This is a genomic window from Bradyrhizobium sp. MI1.4 (assembly GCF_055811315.1).
Map to the genome: position 1 here is coordinate 14,568 of NZ_JBVVPP010000020.1, position 18,126 is coordinate 32,693.

The 18,126-nt window shown below is 65.9% G+C and carries 17 protein-coding genes; 6 read left to right on the forward strand and 11 right to left on the reverse strand.

What is annotated here, in order from left to right:
• Positions 1–163: 163 nt before the first annotated feature.
• The 3 genes from AC0L23_RS21850 to AC0L23_RS21860 all read right to left on the reverse strand — a co-directional run bounded on the left by AC0L23_RS21850 (position 164) and on the right by AC0L23_RS21860 (position 2,314).
• On the reverse strand, positions 164–661 hold the full coding sequence (locus tag AC0L23_RS21850; RefSeq protein ID WP_085349574.1) for a TPM domain-containing protein: 498 nt from the start codon (positions 659–661) through the stop codon (positions 164–166).
• 3 nt (positions 662–664) lie between these two features.
• The gene (locus AC0L23_RS21855; RefSeq protein WP_085349575.1) at positions 665–1,573 is read right to left on the reverse strand and encodes a TPM domain-containing protein; all 909 of its coding nucleotides are present in this window, start codon (positions 1,571–1,573) and stop codon (positions 665–667) included.
• A 132-nt stretch (positions 1,574–1,705) separates the two neighbouring features.
• Positions 1,706–2,314 (reverse strand): LemA family protein, encoded by a 609-nt coding sequence (locus AC0L23_RS21860; RefSeq protein WP_007596535.1) that lies wholly within the window; start codon positions 2,312–2,314, stop codon positions 1,706–1,708.
• 184 nt (positions 2,315–2,498) lie between these two features.
• Between AC0L23_RS21860 and AC0L23_RS21865 the strand changes: the two genes are divergently transcribed.
• From AC0L23_RS21865 to AC0L23_RS21880, 4 genes are all read left to right on the forward strand, one after another.
• On the forward strand, positions 2,499–3,353 hold the full coding sequence (locus tag AC0L23_RS21865) for an enoyl-CoA hydratase (RefSeq protein ID WP_018453664.1): 855 nt from the start codon (positions 2,499–2,501) through the stop codon (positions 3,351–3,353).
• A gap of 5 nt (positions 3,354–3,358) precedes the next feature.
• The gene (locus tag AC0L23_RS21870) at positions 3,359–4,507 is read left to right on the forward strand and encodes an acyl-CoA dehydrogenase family protein (RefSeq protein WP_085360485.1); all 1,149 of its coding nucleotides are present in this window, start codon (positions 3,359–3,361) and stop codon (positions 4,505–4,507) included.
• A gap of 15 nt (positions 4,508–4,522) precedes the next feature.
• Positions 4,523–5,719, forward strand: coding sequence for an acyl-CoA dehydrogenase family protein (locus AC0L23_RS21875; protein WP_473357430.1), 1,197 nt, complete (start codon positions 4,523–4,525; stop codon positions 5,717–5,719).
• 81 nt (positions 5,720–5,800) lie between these two features.
• Positions 5,801–5,989, forward strand: a complete 189-nt coding sequence (locus AC0L23_RS21880; protein ID WP_473357431.1) for a hypothetical protein — start codon at positions 5,801–5,803, stop codon at positions 5,987–5,989.
• Here the strand turns inward: AC0L23_RS21880 and AC0L23_RS21885 are convergent.
• The 4 genes from AC0L23_RS21885 to AC0L23_RS21900 all read right to left on the reverse strand — a co-directional run bounded on the left by AC0L23_RS21885 (position 5,986) and on the right by AC0L23_RS21900 (position 11,593).
• A complete protein-coding gene (locus AC0L23_RS21885; RefSeq protein ID WP_473357432.1) occupies positions 5,986–8,310 on the reverse strand; it encodes a xanthine dehydrogenase family protein molybdopterin-binding subunit in 2,325 nt (774 codons plus the stop codon). The genes AC0L23_RS21880 and AC0L23_RS21885 overlap by 4 nt on opposite strands.
• Before the next feature lie 124 nt (positions 8,311–8,434).
• Positions 8,435–9,520, reverse strand: coding sequence for a S1C family serine protease (locus AC0L23_RS21890; RefSeq protein ID WP_018453660.1), 1,086 nt, complete (start codon positions 9,518–9,520; stop codon positions 8,435–8,437).
• 168 nt (positions 9,521–9,688) lie between these two features.
• On the reverse strand, positions 9,689–10,564 hold the full coding sequence (locus AC0L23_RS21895) for a dihydrodipicolinate synthase family protein (protein WP_018453659.1): 876 nt from the start codon (positions 10,562–10,564) through the stop codon (positions 9,689–9,691).
• Between the two features lie 63 nt (positions 10,565–10,627).
• Positions 10,628–11,593 carry a VOC family protein gene (locus AC0L23_RS21900; protein ID WP_085360489.1) on the reverse strand — a complete coding sequence of 322 codons (966 nt, stop codon included), beginning with the start codon at positions 11,591–11,593 and terminating at the stop codon, positions 10,628–10,630.
• A 201-nt stretch (positions 11,594–11,794) separates the two neighbouring features.
• Here AC0L23_RS21900 and AC0L23_RS21905 point away from each other — a divergent pair, with 201 nt between their 5' ends.
• Together AC0L23_RS21905 and AC0L23_RS21910 are read left to right on the forward strand one after the other, a co-directional pair.
• Complete coding sequence (locus AC0L23_RS21905; RefSeq protein ID WP_018453657.1) at positions 11,795–12,661, forward strand: S1C family serine protease; 867 nt, start codon at positions 11,795–11,797, stop codon at positions 12,659–12,661.
• Entirely contained in the window at positions 12,658–13,029 is a 372-nt protein-coding gene (locus tag AC0L23_RS21910) for a response regulator transcription factor (RefSeq protein WP_018453656.1), read from the forward strand. The genes AC0L23_RS21905 and AC0L23_RS21910 overlap by 4 nt, the downstream gene beginning before the upstream one ends.
• Here AC0L23_RS21910 and AC0L23_RS21915 read toward each other — a convergent pair.
• The 4 genes from AC0L23_RS21915 to AC0L23_RS21930 form a co-directional block, all read right to left on the reverse strand.
• Positions 13,026–14,099: a sensor histidine kinase gene (locus AC0L23_RS21915; protein WP_018453655.1), complete on the reverse strand. Its 1,074-nt coding sequence runs from the start codon at positions 14,097–14,099 to the stop codon at positions 13,026–13,028. The two genes, AC0L23_RS21910 and AC0L23_RS21915, sit on opposite strands and share 4 nt — an antisense overlap.
• A complete protein-coding gene (locus tag AC0L23_RS21920) occupies positions 14,086–14,778 on the reverse strand; it encodes a response regulator transcription factor (protein WP_018453654.1) in 693 nt (230 codons plus the stop codon). The genes AC0L23_RS21915 and AC0L23_RS21920 overlap by 14 nt, the downstream gene beginning before the upstream one ends.
• 97 nt (positions 14,779–14,875) lie before the next feature.
• The gene (locus tag AC0L23_RS21925; RefSeq protein ID WP_018453653.1) at positions 14,876–15,316 is read right to left on the reverse strand and encodes a hypothetical protein; all 441 of its coding nucleotides are present in this window, start codon (positions 15,314–15,316) and stop codon (positions 14,876–14,878) included.
• A 190-nt stretch (positions 15,317–15,506) separates the two neighbouring features.
• A complete protein-coding gene (locus tag AC0L23_RS21930) occupies positions 15,507–17,843 on the reverse strand; it encodes a Tex family protein (protein ID WP_085360491.1) in 2,337 nt (778 codons plus the stop codon).
• Positions 17,844–18,126: the final 283 nt, after the last annotated feature.

The window sequence follows — 18,126 nt, forward strand, 5'->3', positions numbered from 1 at the left end:
CATCCGGGGCCGAATTGGGCCGGGAACGTGGAACCGGTGTGGCGGGTATGAAGCAATTTGTAACCGGGCGAAGATGAACGGCCGCGCAACGGACAGGGTCTGCCGCCCCCACGTGGTCAACGACGGGCGTGGATGACGCCCGCTCTGTCCACATCACTGTCCGTCACATCAGCACCGGTGCATCCGGCAGCTCGTTGGGGTGCGGGCCGCTTGACGGAAAGTGCTTTGTCAGCTCCCGGGACACCGCCTCGATGCCGCCGATCACGCCGCGCTCGAACTGCCCCGACCTGAACTCGACTTCCATGGCGCGGCAGATGCTCTCCCAACGCTCGCCACCAACCTTCGCATCGATACCGCGGTCGGCGATGATCTCGACATCGCGGTCGGCGAGCAGGAGATAGATCAGGACACCATTGTTGTGCGCGGTGTCCCAGATGCGCAGTTGCGAGAACACGTCGAGCGCGCGCTCGCGCGCCGGCTGGTTGCGAAACAGCGGGCCGCCGTCGAGCGCGCCTTCCACCACGAAGCGGAGCTGGCCGGAATGGCTGGCTTCGCCGCGCTTGATCGCCTGCTCGATGCGGTCGAGCACGCCCTTCGGGAACACCTGCTTGGCACGCCAATGGTGCTGGAGCAGATGCCGGGTGATGCGCCTGATGCTCATGACCTACCAGCTCCCCGAGGCGCCGCCGCCGCCAAAACTGCCGCCACCACCGCTGAAGCCGCCGCTCGACGACGACCCGCTGCTCCAGCCGCCGGATGACGAGCCGCTCGACCACGAGCCACGACGCGAGGACCCCGTGCCCGATCCCGCCCCAAACAGATCGGCGATAAACGTCAGGACAGCGCCGAGCACACCGACGCCCAGTCCGATGACCGCTGAGCCGATCACGAACCAGGCGAGGACACCAACGATCGCTCCCGTTATTCCCGAACCGAACAGCCGCCCGAACATGGAGCGCAGGATGCCTCCGATGACCAGCGGGCCGAACAGCAGGAAGTAGAAAAGCGGCTCGACGTCGTTCCAATCGCCGAAATTCACGCTGCGCGAGGGCGTCGGCAGCGGCTCGCCGTCGATGACGCGGATCATGCGGTCGACGCCCGCCGTGATGCCGCCGGCGAAATCGCCGCTCCTGAATTTCGGCGTGATGGCTTCATCGATGATGCGCCGCGACGTGACGTCGGTGAGCGCGCCCTCGAGGCCGTAACCGACCTCGATGCGCAAATGCCGGTCGTTCTTGGCCACAACGAGGATGGCGCCGTCGTCGACCTTCTTGCGTCCGATCTTCCAGGCCTCCGCGACGCGGATCGCGAATTGCTCGATGGTCTCCGGGTCCGTCGTCGGCACGATCAGGACGGCGATCTGGCTGCCCTTGCGCATCTCGAAGTCCTGCAGCTTTTGCGACAGCGCGGCGATGTCGCCGCTGGAGAGCGTGCCGGTCTGATCGACCACGCGGCCGGTCAGTTGCGGCACGGCGACATCGGCTGAGGCGGGGAGCGCAAAGGTGAACAGGAGCGCGAAGACGAGGACGAATGCTGAGAAGCCCAAAACGGCACGCCACAACATCGTTGTCATCGCCCGCGAAGGCGGGCGATCCAGTATTCCAGAGGCAGCAGTGATTGAACCGTGAAGCCGCGGCGTACTGGATTCCCCGCTTTCGCGGGGAATGACGGTGGTGGGTGGGGCATGCATCGGGGTCGAAGGCACTTACTTCGACGGCGCGGGCGCCGGATTGAAATCGACCTTCGGCGCGGTCGAGATTTCCTTCTCGTTCCCGACCGTGAAGTTCGGCTTTTCCTTGTAGCCGAACATCATCGCCGTGACGTTGCTCGGGAACGAACGGATGGTGACGTTATAGTCCTGCACCGCCTTGATGTAGCGGTTGCGCGCCACCGTGATGCGGTTCTCGGTGCCTTCGAGCTGCGACATCAAATCCTTGAACAGCGCATCCGACTTGAGCTGGGGGTAGTTCTCGGTGACCACGAGCAGCCGCGACAGCGCGCCGGAGAGTTCGCCCTGGGCGGCCTGGAATTTCTGGAATGCGGCGGGATCGTTCAGCACCTCGGGCGTCGCCTGGATGCTGCCGACCTTGGCGCGGGCATTGGTGACGCCGAGCAGCACGTCCTTCTCCTGCTGCGCAAAACCCTTCACCGAGTTGACGAGGTTGGGCACGAGATCGGCGCGACGCTGATACTGGTTCACGACCTCGGACCAATTGGCCTTGATCTGCTCGTCCTCGCTCTGGATCGCGTTATAGCCGCAATTGGTGAGGCTCAACGAGGCCAGCGCCGCCAGCACGGTCAGGATCTTGCGCATCAAATTTCTCCCGGTGGAATCGGGCGCAAGCTACCAGATTGCGCGCGCGAGATGCCAGACATCTTGCGTCCCGGCCGTGGCCTGTGAAAAGCAGCCGATGTACGCAAGCCTCTTGCTTAATCCTGGCTGTAATAGTCAACTTGAGGGAACAATAATGCCAGGTCGGGAACGCCAGGGGAACGCGATGAGCTCGTTCGAGACCATCCTCGTGGAGAGGCCGGAGCCGGCGATTGCCCGGGTCGTGATGAACCGGCCCGACGCGCGCAACGCGCAGAACCTGCAAATGACCTACGATCTCAACGCCGCCTTCGACGAGGCGGTGCAGGACGACGCGGTCAAGGTGATCATTCTCGCCGGCAATGGTCCGCACTTCTCCTCAGGCCATGACCTGCGACCCGGCAGCAAGAATGAAGCGGGCGTGGATTTTCCCCCGATCGGAAATTGGGGCGGCTTCGCCGAAGCAAACGCCCATGGCCGCTTCGCGCGCGAGCAGGAGATCTATCTCCAGATCACCCGGCGCTGGCGCAACCTCGCCAAGCCGACAATTGCAGAGGTTCACGGCAAGTGCATCGCCGGCGGCCTGATGCTGGCCTGGGCCTGCGATCTCATCATCGCGAGTGACGATGCGCAGTTCTGCGATCCCGTGGTCACCATGGGTGTCTGCGGCGTCGAATGGTTCGTGCATCCCTGGGAGCTCGGCCCGCGCAAGGCCAAGGAATTTCTGTTCACGGCCGACGCATGGAGCGCGCAGGAGGCGCATCAACTCGGGATGGTCAACCGGGTCGTGCCGCGCGCAGAGCTGTCATCCGCCGTGCTGGCGCTGGCGCGCAAAATCGCGTCAAAACCGTCCTTTGCGCTGAAGCTGACCAAGGAAGCCGTGAATCGTTCGGTTGACGTGATGGGCCAACCGGCTGCAATCGACCAGGCCTTTGCGCTGCATCAGCTCTGTCACGCGCATAATCTTCAGGAATTCGGCATGATCGTCGATCCATCGGGCCTACACCCCTCCGTCCGCAAGCCGCCGGCCGCCGCGGAGTAGACAGGATGGATCTCAATCTCAGCGACGAGCAACGCCTGCTGCGCGAAAGCGCGGAGCGCTTCGTGGCCGAAAGCTACGATGCCGATCACCGCCGCAAGATGGCGAACGATCCGCTCGGCTTCAGTCCGGCGGTGTGGAAACAATTCGCAGAACTGGGCTGGCTGGCGCTGCCGATCGCGGAGGAGTGTGGCGGGCTCGGCGGCAGCGCGGTCGAGATCGGTATTTTGATGGAAGCCTTCGGCCGCGGGCTTGTGTCGGAGCCGTATATCGCGTCGGTCGTGCTTGGCGCCGCGTTGATCGAGCGATGCGGCAGCATGGCGCAGAAGCAGGCCATCCTGCCGAAGATCGCGGACGGATCGTTGAAGCTCGCGCTCGCGCATTCCGAGCGCGCGGCGCGGTTCGATCTTGCCAAGGTCGCAACCACCGCCCACAGCACGGCGCAAGGCTGGCGCCTGGCCGGTCGCAAGATTGCCGTGCTCGATGGCCACGCCGCCGACGAGATCATCGTCTCCGCGCATATCCATGATCATCAGGGCTCCTCCGGCCGCATCGGCCTGTTCCTGGTGCAGGCGACAACTCCGAGTGTTGCGATCTCCGACTACGAGCGCCTCGGCGGCGGGCGGGCCTGCAACATCGAGCTGTCGGACGTGCAACTGCCGGAGGATGCCTTGCTCGGCAACGGGCATGACGCGCTGCCGGCAATCGAATGGGCTGTTGATCGCGCCATGGCTGCGCTTGGCGCCGAGGCCGTCGGCATCATGCAGGTGCTGCTGGACACCACGCTGGAGTACACAAAAATCCGGAAGCAATTCGGCCGGCCGCTCGCGGCCAACCAGGTGATCCGCCACCGCCTCGCCGACATGGCGGTGCAGGTCGACGAAGCGCGCTCGATGGCGTTGCGCGCCGCGCTGAAGCTCGACGCCGATCCGGTCGAGCGCGCGCGGGCCGCGTCGGGCGCGAAGGCGAAGATCGGCAGATCTGCGCGCTTCGTCGGCGAGCAGTCGATCCAGCTTCACGGCGGCATGGGCGTCACCGAGGAGCTCGAGGTCGGCGCCTATTTCAAGCGGCTGGTCGCGTTCGACACGCTGTTCGGCGGCAGCGCCCACCATTATGGCCGCCACGCCCGGCTTGGCCGCGCCAGCGTGCCGGCCTGATACAAGGAGCGCATCATGGACCTGTCGTTCAATGCCGAGGAGCGCGCCTTCCAGGACGAGGTGCGCGGCTTCATTGCCAGAAACCTCACCGAGGAGATGAAGCGCGCGACGGCGCTGACGCCGTCGGTGTTCTCCGATCCCGATATCGGCATGGCCTGGCAGCGCACGCTGCACAAGCAAGGCTGGGGCGCGCCGGGCTGGCCGGTCGAGCATGGCGGGCCGGATTGGACCCCGGCGCAGCGCTGGATCTTCGAGACTGAAAGCGCGCGGGCCGGCGTGCCCAATGTCAATGTGATGGGCGTGAAGATGGTCGGGCCCGTCATCATCGGCTTCGGCTCGCCCGAGCAGAAGAACTTCTACCTGCCGCGCATTCTGTCCGGTGAGGATTATTGGTGCCAAGGCTATTCCGAGCCGGGCTCCGGCTCCGATCTCTCCTCGCTGAAGACGCGCGCGGTGCGCGATGGCGACGACTACGTCATCAACGGCACCAAGATCTGGACCACGCATGCCCACCACGCCAACCGCATGTTCGCGCTGGTGCGCACCAGCGACGGGCCACGGCAGCAGGACGGCATCAGCTTCATCCTGATCGACATGAAGACACCGGGCATCACGACGCGTCCTATCCTCACCATCGGCGGCGACCACGAGGTCAACCAGGTATTCTTCGACGACGTGCGCGTTCCCGTGGCGAACCGCGTCGGCGAGGAAGGCAAGGGCTGGACCTACGGCAAGTATCTGCTCGAGTTCGAGCGCGGCTCCGGCATCGCCTCGGCGAAGCTGCGCGAGGGGCTGAAGGCGATCGCGGAGCTTGCCGAGTCCGATCTGACGGGCCGCGCGATCGACAGTCCCGACATCGCGACGCGCATCTCCGAAGTCGAGGTCGACATCGACGCGCTGGAGATGACCGAGCTGCGCGTGCTGTCGGCGCTGCAGGCCGGACAGAATCCCGGTGCGGTGTCGTCGATCCTGAAGCTGCGCAACAGCGAGATCCGCCAGGCCGTGACCCGGCTCGGCGCCGACGTCATCGGCCATGACGCCCTCGCGGTCGAGCCGATGCGCCCGCTCTACAAGCTCAACCACAAGCCGGCGATGCCGGAGGAGATGCTGACGGTGATGCCGGAATATCTCAACGGCCGCGCCTATACGATCTTCGGCGGCACCTCGGAGATCCAGCGCGATATTATTGCGAAGATGATGTTGGGGATCTGAGGGGCACTGGCACTACATTCTCACTGTCGTCCCGGTCTCACTGTCGTGGGGGGGGCGGGGCGGGGGGCGGGGTGTGTTTTTTTGGGGGGCGCGCCACCCCAAAGCCCCCGAACCCCCCCCCCCCCCCCCCCCCCGCCCCCGCCCCCCCCCCCTCGCCCCCGCCGCCCCCCCCCCCCCCCCCGCCGGGGGGGGGGCGGCGCGCGCGCCCGCCCCCCCCCCCCCCCCACGAGTTGGATTTGTGGCGACAGCCAGCACGACAATGGCCGCTAACCGCCCACCTTCGCATCCCAGATCGCCTGCCAGATCTTCTGCGGCGTCAGGGGCGTGTTGAGCTGGGTGATGCCGAGCTCGGCGAGCGCATCCATCACGCCGTTGGTGACGCAAGGGGGGCCACCGATGGCGCCGGATTCGCCGCAGCCCTTGGCGCCGAGCGGATTGGTGCGACAGGGCGCGGAATCGTCGAGCGTCACCACGATCGGCGGAACGTCGTCGGCGCGCGGGATGCAATAGTCCTGGTAGCTCGCGGTGAGCAGCTGGCCGTCGGCATCATAGGACACCCCCTCATACAGCGCCTGGCCGATACCCTGCGCCACACCGCCATGGATCTGTCCCGTCACCAGCATCGGGTTCACCGCGACACCGACGTCGTCGACCGTGGTGTAGCGCACGACCTTGGAGACGCCGGTCTCGGGATCGATTTCGACCTCGCAGATATGGGTGCCGTTCGGCCAGCTCGGACCGTCCACCTCGCCTTCGGAATCGACGCTGAGCTTTGCGCCGCCTTCTTTCTCGGCAATGTCGAACAGGCTGATGCGGCGGTCGGTGCCGACCACGGTGAGCATGCCGCCCTGATATTCAATGTCCTCGATCGAGGTCTCCAGCACGTTCGCCGCCTTCTCGCGCGCCTTCTGGATCAGATCGTTGGATGAGACCGCGACCGCCGTGCCGCCGACGAACAGCGAACGCGAGCCGACGCTGCCGAAGCCCGTCGCCAGATCGGTGTCGCCCTGGACCACGTCGATCTTGTCCATGGGGATGCCGAGCGTGTCGGAGATCATCTGGGTGTAGGTGGTCTGCAACCCCTGCCCCATCGCCATGGTGCCGGAATGCAGGACGACGCGGCCCTGCGCGGTCGCATGCAGGCTGACCTTCTCGGTGTGGGCGCGGCCGCCGGTCCATTCGATATAGGAGGTGAGCCCGCGGCCGTAGAGCAGGCCCTTCTTCTTCGCCGCCTTCTTGCGCGCGGCAAAGCCGTCCCAATCCGCAAGCTTCACGGCACGATCGAGCATGTGCGCGAAGGCGCCGGAATCGTAAACCTGCCCTGCAGCGTTGGTGTAGGGCAGTTGCGCCGGCTTGATGTAATTCGCTTTCCGGATCGCGCGCGGATCCATGCCGATTTTTCGTGCAGCCGCGTCGAACAGGCGCTCGACGATGAACACGGCCTCCGGGCGGCCCGCACCGCGATAAGCGCCGACCGGCGCGGTGTGGGTCATCACCGACTTCACCTCGAAATGTACCAGCGGCAAATCGTAGACGCCGGTCTGCACGAACGGCCCCAGCACCAGCGGGATGATATTGGCCGCGCCTGAGGAATACGCGCCGGTGCAGCCGATCGAGCTGACGCGGTAGGCCAGCACCTTGCCCTTCTCGTCGAGCGCAAAGGAAGCTGTCGAGGTAAGATCGCGGCCGTGGGTGCCACCGACGAATTCGTCGGTGCGGTCGCCGCGCCAGCGGATCTTCCTGTTCAGCTTGGTTGCGGCATAGGCGACGATGCCGTCCTCGGGATAGAGGTTGGTCTTCTGGCCAAAGCCGCCGCCGATATCGCCGACCAGCACGCGAACGCTGTCCTTGGGACGCTTCAGCACGGCCTCGGCCAGCACGTCGCGGGTCGAGGCAGGCGTCTGCGACTGCACATGCAGCAGGAGACGGCCGGACGTCTTGTCGATCTCGGCAATGGTCGAGCGCGGCTCCATCGCCGAGGGCACCAGGCGCTGGCTGACGAGATCGAGCTCGACGGTATGCGCCGCCCTGGCAAAAGCCTCGTCCACCTTGGCGGCATCGCCGTAAGCCATCGCGCCGACGATGTTGTCGGGGGCCTCCGGCCACACCACGGGCGCGCCGGGCTTGACCGCCTCGACGGGATCGACCACCGCCGGCTGCACGTCATATTCGACCACGATCGCTTCGGCTGCGCTCTGCGCGTCGGCACGCGAGGAGGCCACCACGGCAGCCACGGCCTCGCCCGCATAGCGCACGATGTCGTGCGCCAGCAGACGGCGTGGCGGCACCGTCATCGGCTTGCCGTCGGGGCGCTTGAAGATGCTCAAGGTCGGGATAACGCCGATGTCGTCCTTGACGAGGTCGGCGCCGGTATAGACCGCGGTCACGCCGGGCATCGCCGTGGCGGCGCTGGTGTCGATCGAGACGATCTTCGCATGGGCATGCGGCGAGCGCAGCAGGTACAACCACAGCGCGCCATCTTCCGGCTTGTCGTCGATGAACTGCCCCTTCCCGGTGAGCAGTCGCTGGTCTTCCAAACGCTTGACGGGCTGCCCCGCTCCGAAACGCAAATTGCCGGGAAGAATGTTCATTCCACCATGTCCTTGAAACCCAGAAAACGACCGCGGGGGTTTTAGCCGATTTTGCGGTCGATACAACCGAGCCGCGGCACATCTGCATTGCGTGTCACGCCCGCTCTGGCCGCAGATTGCCGGGTCAGGAGCGCTCTATGTCGATGATGCCCACATTGATATCACGGGTGTCCGAATCCCGCTTTACTGTGAGGCGAACGGTCTTACCGGCACCGGCCTGCTCGAGCGCATCAGTCAGGTCGGAGAGCCGCCGCACCGGCTTGCCTTCCACCGCGGTGATGATGTCTCCGACCGTTCCGGTCGACAAGTTGACACCGCGAATCCCCGCCTGTTCCGCAGGGCTGCCGGGGGCTGTCCGGACCACGATCACCCCTTGGACGCCAAGCCGCGTCGACACATCCTCGCTGGCGGCGACGATGCCGATGCCGGGCGTCGGCACGCGGCCATTGCGAATAAGCTCGGGGACAATCCGGTTCACGACGTCCACCGGCACCGCGAAACCGATGCCTGCATTCGAGCCGGACGGCGATATGATCGCAGTCGTGACGCCGATCAGCCGGCCGGCGGAGTCCAGCAGCGGCCCGCCCGAATTGCCCGGGTTGATTGCGGCATCCGTCTGGATGACATTGGCAATCTCCCGGCCGCCATGGGTCGGAAGCCTCCGCTTGAGGGCACTGATGATGCCGCTCGTCATCGACTGATCTAGCCCGAAAGGATTGCCGATCGCAAACGCGGATTGCCCGACTTTCAGGTCGGTCGAACTGCCGAGAGCCACCTGCGGTGGAAGCTCGCGCACGCTGCGGATCCGCAGGACCGCAAGATCGTAATTGGGGGCGGTGCCGATCAGATCAACCCGAGCCACCTCTCCCGACGCAAAGCGGACCGCGATCTCGCCGCCATTGGCCACGACATGGTTGTTCGTGACGAGATGCCCGTCGCGGTCCCAGACAAATCCCGTGCCGGAAGCGCCGCCCTGCCCCTCCTCTCCCATGACTGGAGTAGCGGCCGATCTCACCGCAACCTGGACAACCGAGGGCGACACTCGTTCGAAGATGTCGATGGTGGCCCTTTCGGCCTCGGACAGCGGACCACGTTGCTCGACGGCGCGCGCGGAGGGGGTTGTCCATGGCGCATGCTGGACCTTCACGGCAGTTACCACGAGCAGCAGGGCGGCAAAAGCCGCCGCAATGATTGCGTAGCGACGATTCATCAGTGATCACCGTGTCGTATGCTGAAGACGATCTCTCGAATGCACATGCCGGGAGGTGACAGAGCCAGCTCACGCAGCAACGTCGAAAATGAATGGAAGTTTCTCGAATCGGGCAGCTAAGGACGGTTCCGCTGCCCGTGCCGGGGCCCATTGCCGCGTGACAAACCGCTACGCCAGCTCCCGCAATGCCGCTTCTACGACCTTGCGCGCATCGGCGGTGAGAGCGGCCTGCGGCGGGACAGGATCGCCGACGTCGTACCCCTGGATGGCCAAGCCGGCCTTGATGCAGGCCGCCAGGTTGAAGCGGGCAAAAGCTTCGTTGATGCGCCACAGCCTGCGCTGGAGCGCCATCGCCTCGTCCCAGCGGCCGGCCTTGCAGAGGTCGTAGAGCGCGACGCTCTGGCGCGGAATGATGCAGGCGGGGCCCGCCATCCAGCCGAGGCCGCCGATCAGCATCACCGCGGCCGGGATATGGGCGGAGGCGGAGAACACCCGCAAGGCATCGCCGCAGCGGTTCATGATCGAGAGCAGCCGGCCGGTGTTGGTCGAGGCGTCCTTGATGTAGCCGATGCGCGGATGTTCGGCGAGGCGCGCGATGATTTCGAGGGTGAGATCGGAGCGCTGGAATTGCGGATTGGTATAGATGACGACGGGGATGTCCACGGCATCCGCGATGGCGCGGAAATAGGATTCGATCTGGGCGTCGGCGAGCGGGAAATACGCTTCCAGGATCGCCAGAATGCCGTCGGCGCCGAGCTTCTGATACGCCTTCGCCTGCGCCACCGCATCTGCCGTCGAGGTGGAGGCGACGCCCGCGACAACAGGCACACGTCCCCTTGCCGCCTCGATCGTGGTCTGCACGACCGCGGTGCGTTGGGCGGCGTTGAGATAGGCGAACTCGCCGGTCGAGCCGAGCGGGGTCAGACCGTGGACGCCCGCGCCGATCAGATCGTCGCAGAGCTTTGCGAGGACGTTCGTCCGCACCGCGCCATCGGCAGCGACGGGAGAGACGAGATAAGGGAAGACGCCGCGAAAATCGGACATGTCAGGTGTGAATCCCGGAAACTGGCTAGCGCCTGACGGTCTTACCAACGCTCGTGCCGGCGATCAAATCCTGATCAGCCGCACCCGCGTGCCCCAGGGATCGATCGCCTCAACGCCGTCCGCTAGCGCCGTGACTTTCGCGCCGCCCTTGCGCAGGCGCTCTTCCTGTGCGGCGAGCAGATCCTGCTTAGCTGTCACCAGCGAGAACCAGGCGAGCCCCGTTGTCTGATCGTCGCGTTGGCCGGCGCCCTCGCTCTGCCACACGTTTATGCCGAGATGATGATGGTAGCGTCCCGACGACAGGAACGCGGCGCCGTTGCGGCTGCGGGTCGGGTCGAGTCCGATCGTGCCGTGGTAGAAATTCTGCGCCTGCGCGAGGTCGCCGACGCGCAGATGCATGTGGCCGATGCGCATTCCGTCCGGTGCCTTGGCATAATCAGGCACGCGCGTATTGGTCAGCGACAGCAGGTCGGGAATGTCGAGCTCGTCGGCCGCCATCTTCACGTTGCCTTCGCTCCACTGCCATTGCGAGGGATCGCGGTCGGCATAGACCTCGATGCCGTTGCCTTCGGGATCGTCGAGATAGACGGATTCGCTGACGAGATGATCGGCAAAGCCCGACAGCGGCACGCGATGCGAAGCGGCTGCTACCAGCCAGCGGGCCAAGTCCTTGCGGGTCGGCATCAGGAAGGCGGTGTGATAGAGGCCGGCGGCGTTGCGCGGCTCGATCTCGGCATCAGGACGGGCCTCCAGCACCAGCAGCGCGATGCCGGCCGTGCCGAGCTTGGCGGCGCTCGCCGAGCGTTCCATCACGGTGAGCCCGATCACGTCGCGGTAGTAGTTCGCAACCTTGTCGAGATTCTTCACCCGGAGCGTCACCATGCCGACGCGCATCGGCGTGCGGCTGGCATAGGTCGGACCGCCGCCCTGCGGTGTGCCCTCGGCGCGCGCCGCGCCCGCAGCCGCCATTGCGAGCGAGCTGGCGCCGGCGAGTTGAAGCAGGGTGCGGCGGGTAAGGTCGATGGTCATCAATCAGGGCTCGCAAAAAGGCTTGAGGCCGTACGGCACAAGGTCGAGCCGATTGCTACACGTTCCCGTGAGCGGCTCCAATCACATGTTCGTCGGCCGTGCTCTTACGGACCAGCTTCCCTGCTTATTTCCTGGCCATGCGGCCAGTTACGCGATCGCCCGCGACATCCCAGATTGAGGACAGCTTTACAGGAGCCTGCCATGACCGACTCAACTCCCCTGACTTCGCTGTCGTCCGCGCTCGCGGATATGGTGTCCCGCACCGCGCCGTCCGTCGTCGCCGTCCATTCGCATCGTTCCCGCGCCACCGGCTTCGTCTGGAAACCCGGCCTGATCGTCACCGCCGACGAGGCGCTGGCCGACGAGGGCGACGTCGAGATCGGCCTCCCCGACGGCAGCACCGCGGCCGCCACGATCGCCGGCCGCGACCATACGACGGATATCGCACTGCTGCGCGCCGATACGGCGATTGCCCCGGTCAAGCTGGCCACAATTGTGCCGCCCCTTGGCGCGTTGTCGGTCGTCGTCGCCACCAACCGCGATACGCCGAGCGCCGCGCTCGCGATGGTGTCGCAGTCCGGCAAGAGCTGGCGCTCCCTGCGCGGCGGCGACATCGACGCGCGGATCGAGCTCGACGTCCGCTTGCGCTCCAGCCAGCAGGGCGGCCTCGCGCTCGACGCATCGGGCGAAGCCTTCGGCATGGCCGTGCTCGGCCCGAGGCGTGTGCTAGTGATCCCGACAGCGACGATCGAGCGGGTCGCGGCCCAGTTAGAGGCGCGCGGCCGCATCGCACGCGGATATCTCGGCCTCGGGCTGCAGCCGGTCCGGCTCGACGACGGCGTCGGCGCGATGGTGATGAATGTCGACAAGGCCGGCCCTTCGGCGGCGGCCGGCATCCGCCAGGGCGACGTCATCGTCGCGGTCAACGACCAGAAGCTGTCCGGCGTGCGCGCGCTGTCGCGGACGCTGGGTCCGGCGAGCGTGGGCGCGGTGGTCGATATCGCGGCGCGCCGCGGCGGCGAGCCGGTCAGCTTCAAGGTCACGATCGGCGAGAGGCCGGCGGCGTGAGCGAGGACATCGCGCCCGAGATCGTGTTGGCTTTGGAGATCGACGATCCCGCCCTCGCCGATCGCCTGGCTGCTCTGCTCGGCAATATCGCCGGGCTTCGCCTCGCCGAACCCGGCGAGAAAGCCGTCGCGACGATTGTCACTCGCGATCCGCGCATCATGCCTGAGGACATTGCGCTGACGCAGCGTGAGCTCGACGTGCTGGCGTTGATGGCGGAAGGCGGCTCCAACAAGATGATCGCGCGTCAGCTCGGCATTTCCGTCCACACGGTGAAATTCCATGTCGGCTCGCTGCTCGACAAGCTTGACGCTACCGGCCGCACCGATGCGGTGGCACATGCGGCCCGCCGCGGCGTGATCGAGCTCTAGGTCGGGTGCGGCGGGAAGCTGAGCTGGACCGTCAGGCCCGGCGCGTTGTCGTGCAGGGCAATCTCGGCACCATGGAGGCGAGCGACCGCGGCGACCAGGCTTAAGCCAAGGCCGTTACCCGGGGTGTAGCGGCTCTGCTCGAGCCGGTAGAAGCGTTTGAACACGTGATCGCGCTGATCCGCCGGAATGCCCGGGCCGTCGTCGGCGATCGCGATCGTCGCACCGCCGTCGGTGCTGCTGCAGGTGACGGTCACCTGCCCGCCTTTGCAGCCGTGCTTGATCGCGTTGTCGACGAGATTGGCGATAGCGTCGAACAGCAGGTCGCGATCGCCAATAATCGCCACCTCGCGATCGCCGCCGAGGCTGAGCCGCGTCGCAACCTGTTCGGCGGCGGCATCGTAGAGCTCGACGACCTCGCCGGCGATTTCGGCGAGATTGAGGGTGCGAAACGCACTACGGCGGGCGCGGGTCTCGATCTCCGAGATGCGCGTGATGGAGGCGAACATGCCGAGCACGGCGTCGAGATCGGCGATGGTGTCACCGATCAGCGCCGCGTCGGCCTCGCCATTGCGCGAGGCGTGATAAGCCTTTTCCAGCCGACCCCGCATGCGCGTCAGCGGCGTACGCAAATCATGGGCGACGTTGTCGCTGACCTGCTTGACCTCTCCCATCAAAGTCTCGATGCGGTCGAGCATCTGGTTGAGGTTTTCGGCGACCCGGTCCCATTCGTCGTGACTGCCGCGCAAGGGAATGCGCTGGTCGAGGCCCGACATCATGATGGCGCGGCTGGTGGCGTTGATCTCCTCGATCCGCCCGACCGTGCGGCGCGTCACCAGCACCGCGGCGAGCCCGGCGAGCACCAGCATCAGCACGGCGACAGCGGCCATTGCGAGCTCGATCATCGCGGTGAAGCCGCTGTGGTCGCCGGCATCGCCGACACGGCTCTGCACATAGGCGATCGTGCCGAAATAGACATAGGCCATGATCGCCGCGACGATCAGCCCGAACGCCGCGATCGCGATCAGCGCAAGGCGGAAGGTCGAGGAGCGGAGCGTTTTAGCCAGGAGCACGGAGACAATATCCGATGCCGCGGATGGTGTGGATCAGCGGATAGGCCTGGGCATCATCGACCTTGCGACGGACGCGTCCGACATAGACGTCGATGATGTTGGTGGAGGGATCGAAATGCAGATCCCAGACATGCTGGAGCAGCATCGCACGCGAGACGACGCGGCCCTCGTTGCGGACCAGATATTCGAGTAATTGGAATTCCCGCGGCAACAGCGGAATCTTCCGGCCGCGGCGGCTCGCGCTGCGTGCGATCAGGTCGATGGCGAGATCGCCGACCCGCAGGATCGTCTCCTTGGCGACGGTGTCGCTGCGCCGGCCGAGTGCCTCCAGCCGCGCCAGCAATTCGGTGAAGGAGAACGGCTTGACGAGATAATCGTCGCCGCCGGCCCGCAAGCCGCGCACGCGGTCGTCGACCTCGCCAAGTGCGGAAATGATTAGGAACGGCGCGGCGATGCCGTCGTCGCGCAACTGGCGCATCACGCTGATGCCGTCGATATCGGGCAGCATGCGGTCGATGGTGATCACGGCATAGTCGCGCGCGGCGCCGTGGCTGAGCGCTTCGCGCCCGGTGGCGGCGAGATCGACGTCGTAGCCGGAAGTCGTCAGCTCCTCGACGAGCTGGCCTGCGGTTTCCGCGTCGTCCTCGACGACCAGAATGCGGCGGTGAGCTCCGGTCATGACAAACTCCGCGCGACGATCGCCACCAGACTATCCCGTTCCGGGGCTGAGCGGAACCGTCCGATGACGATCGCGACAATGGTGCGGTACGGCGATGCTAGTACCAAGAGTCTCCGCACACATTGACCCATTGCCACCCATAGGGCGTCAAGCTCCTGCGCCAGCAGCCGTCATAGTAGCCGGCATAGATGAAAGGTGCTCCGAAGAAGAAGCGATGGTGGTGCCGGAAGAAGGCATGGCGGCCGATGAAGGGCCTGCCGTGCCAGCCGGAGCCAGCGAAGCGCGGCCCGATCGCCGCATGCGCGAAACGTGCACCGCCAAAGCCCGGGCCGCCGAAACGGGCGCCGCCCATGCCGCCGACGCGCATACCACCGAAGCCACCGGTGTGCATGCCGCCGCCACCGAAATGCCCACCACCGCCGAATCCGCCATGACCGCCACCGCCACCGCCACCGCCTCTGGCAAGCACCGGTGAAGCGAGCGCCATCACCGCTGCGATCGTCACCGCGGTGAGGCCTTTGAGAATCCTGTTGTCCATCGAAGCATCCTCCGTGCTGCGCGACAATATTCTGCCGCGCGAGGAGGATCAGATGAGAGGAAGGGACAGGCGCCTTCAACTTACAAACGCGCCAGATTCTGACGCGGAAGTTAGGGAGACGCTGCTCTCTCACTCCCTCGCCCCGTTCTTGCGGGAAGAGGGTGGGGTGAGAGCGGGGAGAGGTTAGAAGCTACGCCCGCTTGCCGCCGTTTTTCTCGGCCGCGCGGCGCAGCGCTTCGGCGAGCGCACCGCCGCCGGAAGACTCCTGCTGGCGCGGGGCCGACGACGTCATGCGGGACGGGTTACGTGAGCTGTTATCCCGCTGCATGCCGGGCGCGTCCTTCTTGGCGCCGACCTCGTCGTCGAGCCGTAGTGTCAACGAGATACGCTTGCGCGCGACCTCGAAGTCTAGCACCTTCACTTTGACGATGTCGCCGGGCTTCACCACTTCACGCGGATCCTTGATGTAGGTCTTGGACATCGCCGAGATGTGCACGAGGCCGTCCTGGTGCACGCCGATATCGACGAAGGCGCCGAACGCCGCGACGTTGGTTACGGTGCCCTCGAGGATCATGCCCTTCTTGAGGTGCTTGATCTCCTCGACGCCGTCCATGAACACAGCTGCCTTGAAGGCCGGACGCGGGTCGCGACCGGGCTTCTCGAGCTCGCGCAGGATGTCGGTGACGGTCGGCAGACCAAACGTCTCGTCCACGAAGTCTTTCGGCTTCAGCGTGCGAACGATGTCGCTGCTGCCGATCAGCGCCTTGATGTCGCTCTTGGTGGCGCTGAGAATCCGGCGCACCACCGGATAGGCTTCCGGATGCACACCGGAGGCGTCGAGCGGGTCCTCGCCGCCGAGGATGCGCAGGAAGCCCGCGCACTGCTCGAACGCCTTGGGGCCGAGCCGCGGCACGTCCTTCAACGCCTTGCGCGACTTGAACGGCCCGTTGGCGTCGCGGTGTGCCACGATGCTCGAGGCGAGGCCGGAGCCGACGCCCGACACGCGCGCGAGCAGCGGAGCGGACGCGGTGTTGACGTCGACGCCGACGGCGTTCACGCAGTCTTCGACCACGGCGTCGAGGGATTTGGCGAGCTTGGCCTGGCCGAGGTCGTGCTGGTACTGGCCGACGCCGATCGCCTTGGGTTCGATCTTGACGAGCTCGGCGAGCGGATCCTGGAGCCGCCGCGCGATTGACACCGCGCCGCGCAGGGTGACGTCGAGGCCCGGCAACTCCTCCGAGGCGAACGCCGAGGCCGAATAAACCGACGCGCCGGCTTCCGACACCACGATCTTGGTCATCTTCAAGTCGGGCAGGCCCTTGACGAGGTCGGCCGCGAGCTTGTCGGTCTCGCGCGAGGCGGTGCCGTTGCCGATCGCGATCAGCTCGACACGATGTTTCAGCGCGAGCTTGCCGAGGATCGCAAGCGCCTCGTTCCACTGCCGCTGCGGCTCGTGCGGATAGATCACGGCGGTATCCACCACCTTGCCGGTCGCGTCGGTGACGGCGACCTTGACCCCGGTGCGGAAGCCGGGATCGAGACCCATGGTGACGCGGGTGCCGGCGGGCGCCGCGAGCAGCAAGTCGCGCAGATTCGAGGCGAACACGCGCACGGCCTCTGTCTCGGCCGCATTCCACAGCCGCATGCGCAGGTCGATGTTGAGATGCACCTGGATCTTGGTGCGCCAGGCCCAGCGCACGGTATCGATCATCCAGCGGTCGCCGGCGCGCTTAAGGTCGGCGATGCCGAACCGCTTCATGATCTTCAGTTCATAGACGCTCGGCACGCCGGGCGGCGATGGTTCGGCCTCGGCCTGGATCTGGAGATCGAGGATTTCTTCTTTCTCGCCGCGGAACATTGCGAGGATTCGGTGCGAGGGCAGCTTGGTCAGCGGCTCGGAGAACTCGAAATAGTCGGCAAACTTTTCGCCCTCGGTTTTCTTGCCGTCGCGCACCTTGGAGGTCATGCGCGCATTAGTCCACACCTCCTCGCGAAGCGCGCCGATCAGGTCGGCGTCTTCGTCGAAGCGCTCGACCAGGATGGCGCGGGCGCCATCGAGTGCCGCAGCGGCATCGGCAACGCCCTTCTCGGGATTGACGAAGGCTTCAGCGACCACCTTCGGATCGTTGTTGGGCTGGGCCATGAGCTGAAAGGCGAGCGGCTCGAGCCCGGCTTCCTTGGCGATCTCGGCCTTGGTGCGGCGCTTCGGCTTAAACGGCAGATAGATGTCTTCGAGGCGCGCCTTGCTGTCGGCAGCGAGAATGGAGGCCTCCAGCGCGGCATCGAGCTTGCCCTGCTCGCGGACCGATTCGAGGATGGCCTTGCGGCGGTCCTCGAGCTCGCGCAGGTAACCCAGGCGCTCCTCCAGCGTGCGCAATTGCGCGTCGTCGAGCGCACCGGTCGCTTCCTTGCGGTAGCGGGCGATGAAGGGAACCGTGGCGCCGCCGTCGAGCAGCGCCACTGTCGCCTCGACCTGCTCCGCCCGAACCCCAAGCTCCTGCGCAATTTTCTGGTTGATATTTGCCACGCGAGAACCCCTCTATCCAAGCACGCATCGCGGAGGCGAACCACCGGCTGCGGGACGCCGCTTATGGACCAATCAGGGTTGATTCATCAAGGTGCGGCGGACGACCGTCGACAAGGGATTTTTTGTCGAAGCGATGCGATCTCGCCACAATCGTGGGTGCTACGCAGACGGCGCACGTCCTGCTGTCGGGGGGGGGGGGGGGGGGGGGGGGGCCGGGGGGGGGGGCGGGGCCCCCCCCCCCCCACCGCCGCCCCCGCGGCGGGTGGGTGGGGGGGGGGTGGAG

Bases quoted from the DNA above. Each gene is read 5' to 3' on its own strand.
- AC0L23_RS21900 (WP_085360489.1), bottom strand. From the start codon at position 11,593: ATGACCATCGACCTTACCCGCCGCACCCTGCTTCAACTCGCCGGCGCC.
- AC0L23_RS21860 (WP_007596535.1), bottom strand. From the start codon at position 2,314: ATGCGCAAGATCCTGACCGTGCTGGCGGCGCTGGCCTCGTTGAGCCTC.
- AC0L23_RS21925 (WP_018453653.1), bottom strand. From the start codon at position 15,316: ATGGACAACAGGATTCTCAAAGGCCTCACCGCGGTGACGATCGCAGCG.
- AC0L23_RS21855 (WP_085349575.1), bottom strand. From the start codon at position 1,573: ATGACAACGATGTTGTGGCGTGCCGTTTTGGGCTTCTCAGCATTCGTC.
- AC0L23_RS21885 (WP_473357432.1), bottom strand. From the start codon at position 8,310: ATGAACATTCTTCCCGGCAATTTGCGTTTCGGAGCGGGGCAGCCCGTC.
- AC0L23_RS21920 (WP_018453654.1), bottom strand. From the start codon at position 14,778: ATGACCGGAGCTCACCGCCGCATTCTGGTCGTCGAGGACGACGCGGAA.
- AC0L23_RS21870 (WP_085360485.1), top strand. From the start codon at position 3,359: ATGGATCTCAATCTCAGCGACGAGCAACGCCTGCTGCGCGAAAGCGCG.
- AC0L23_RS21875 (WP_473357430.1), top strand. From the start codon at position 4,523: ATGGACCTGTCGTTCAATGCCGAGGAGCGCGCCTTCCAGGACGAGGTG.
- AC0L23_RS21865 (WP_018453664.1), top strand. From the start codon at position 2,499: ATGAGCTCGTTCGAGACCATCCTCGTGGAGAGGCCGGAGCCGGCGATT.
- AC0L23_RS21895 (WP_018453659.1), bottom strand. From the start codon at position 10,564: ATGTCCGATTTTCGCGGCGTCTTCCCTTATCTCGTCTCTCCCGTCGCT.
- AC0L23_RS21890 (WP_018453660.1), bottom strand. From the start codon at position 9,520: ATGAATCGTCGCTACGCAATCATTGCGGCGGCTTTTGCCGCCCTGCTG.
- AC0L23_RS21905 (WP_018453657.1), top strand. From the start codon at position 11,795: ATGACCGACTCAACTCCCCTGACTTCGCTGTCGTCCGCGCTCGCGGAT.
- AC0L23_RS21850 (WP_085349574.1), bottom strand. From the start codon at position 661: ATGAGCATCAGGCGCATCACCCGGCATCTGCTCCAGCACCATTGGCGT.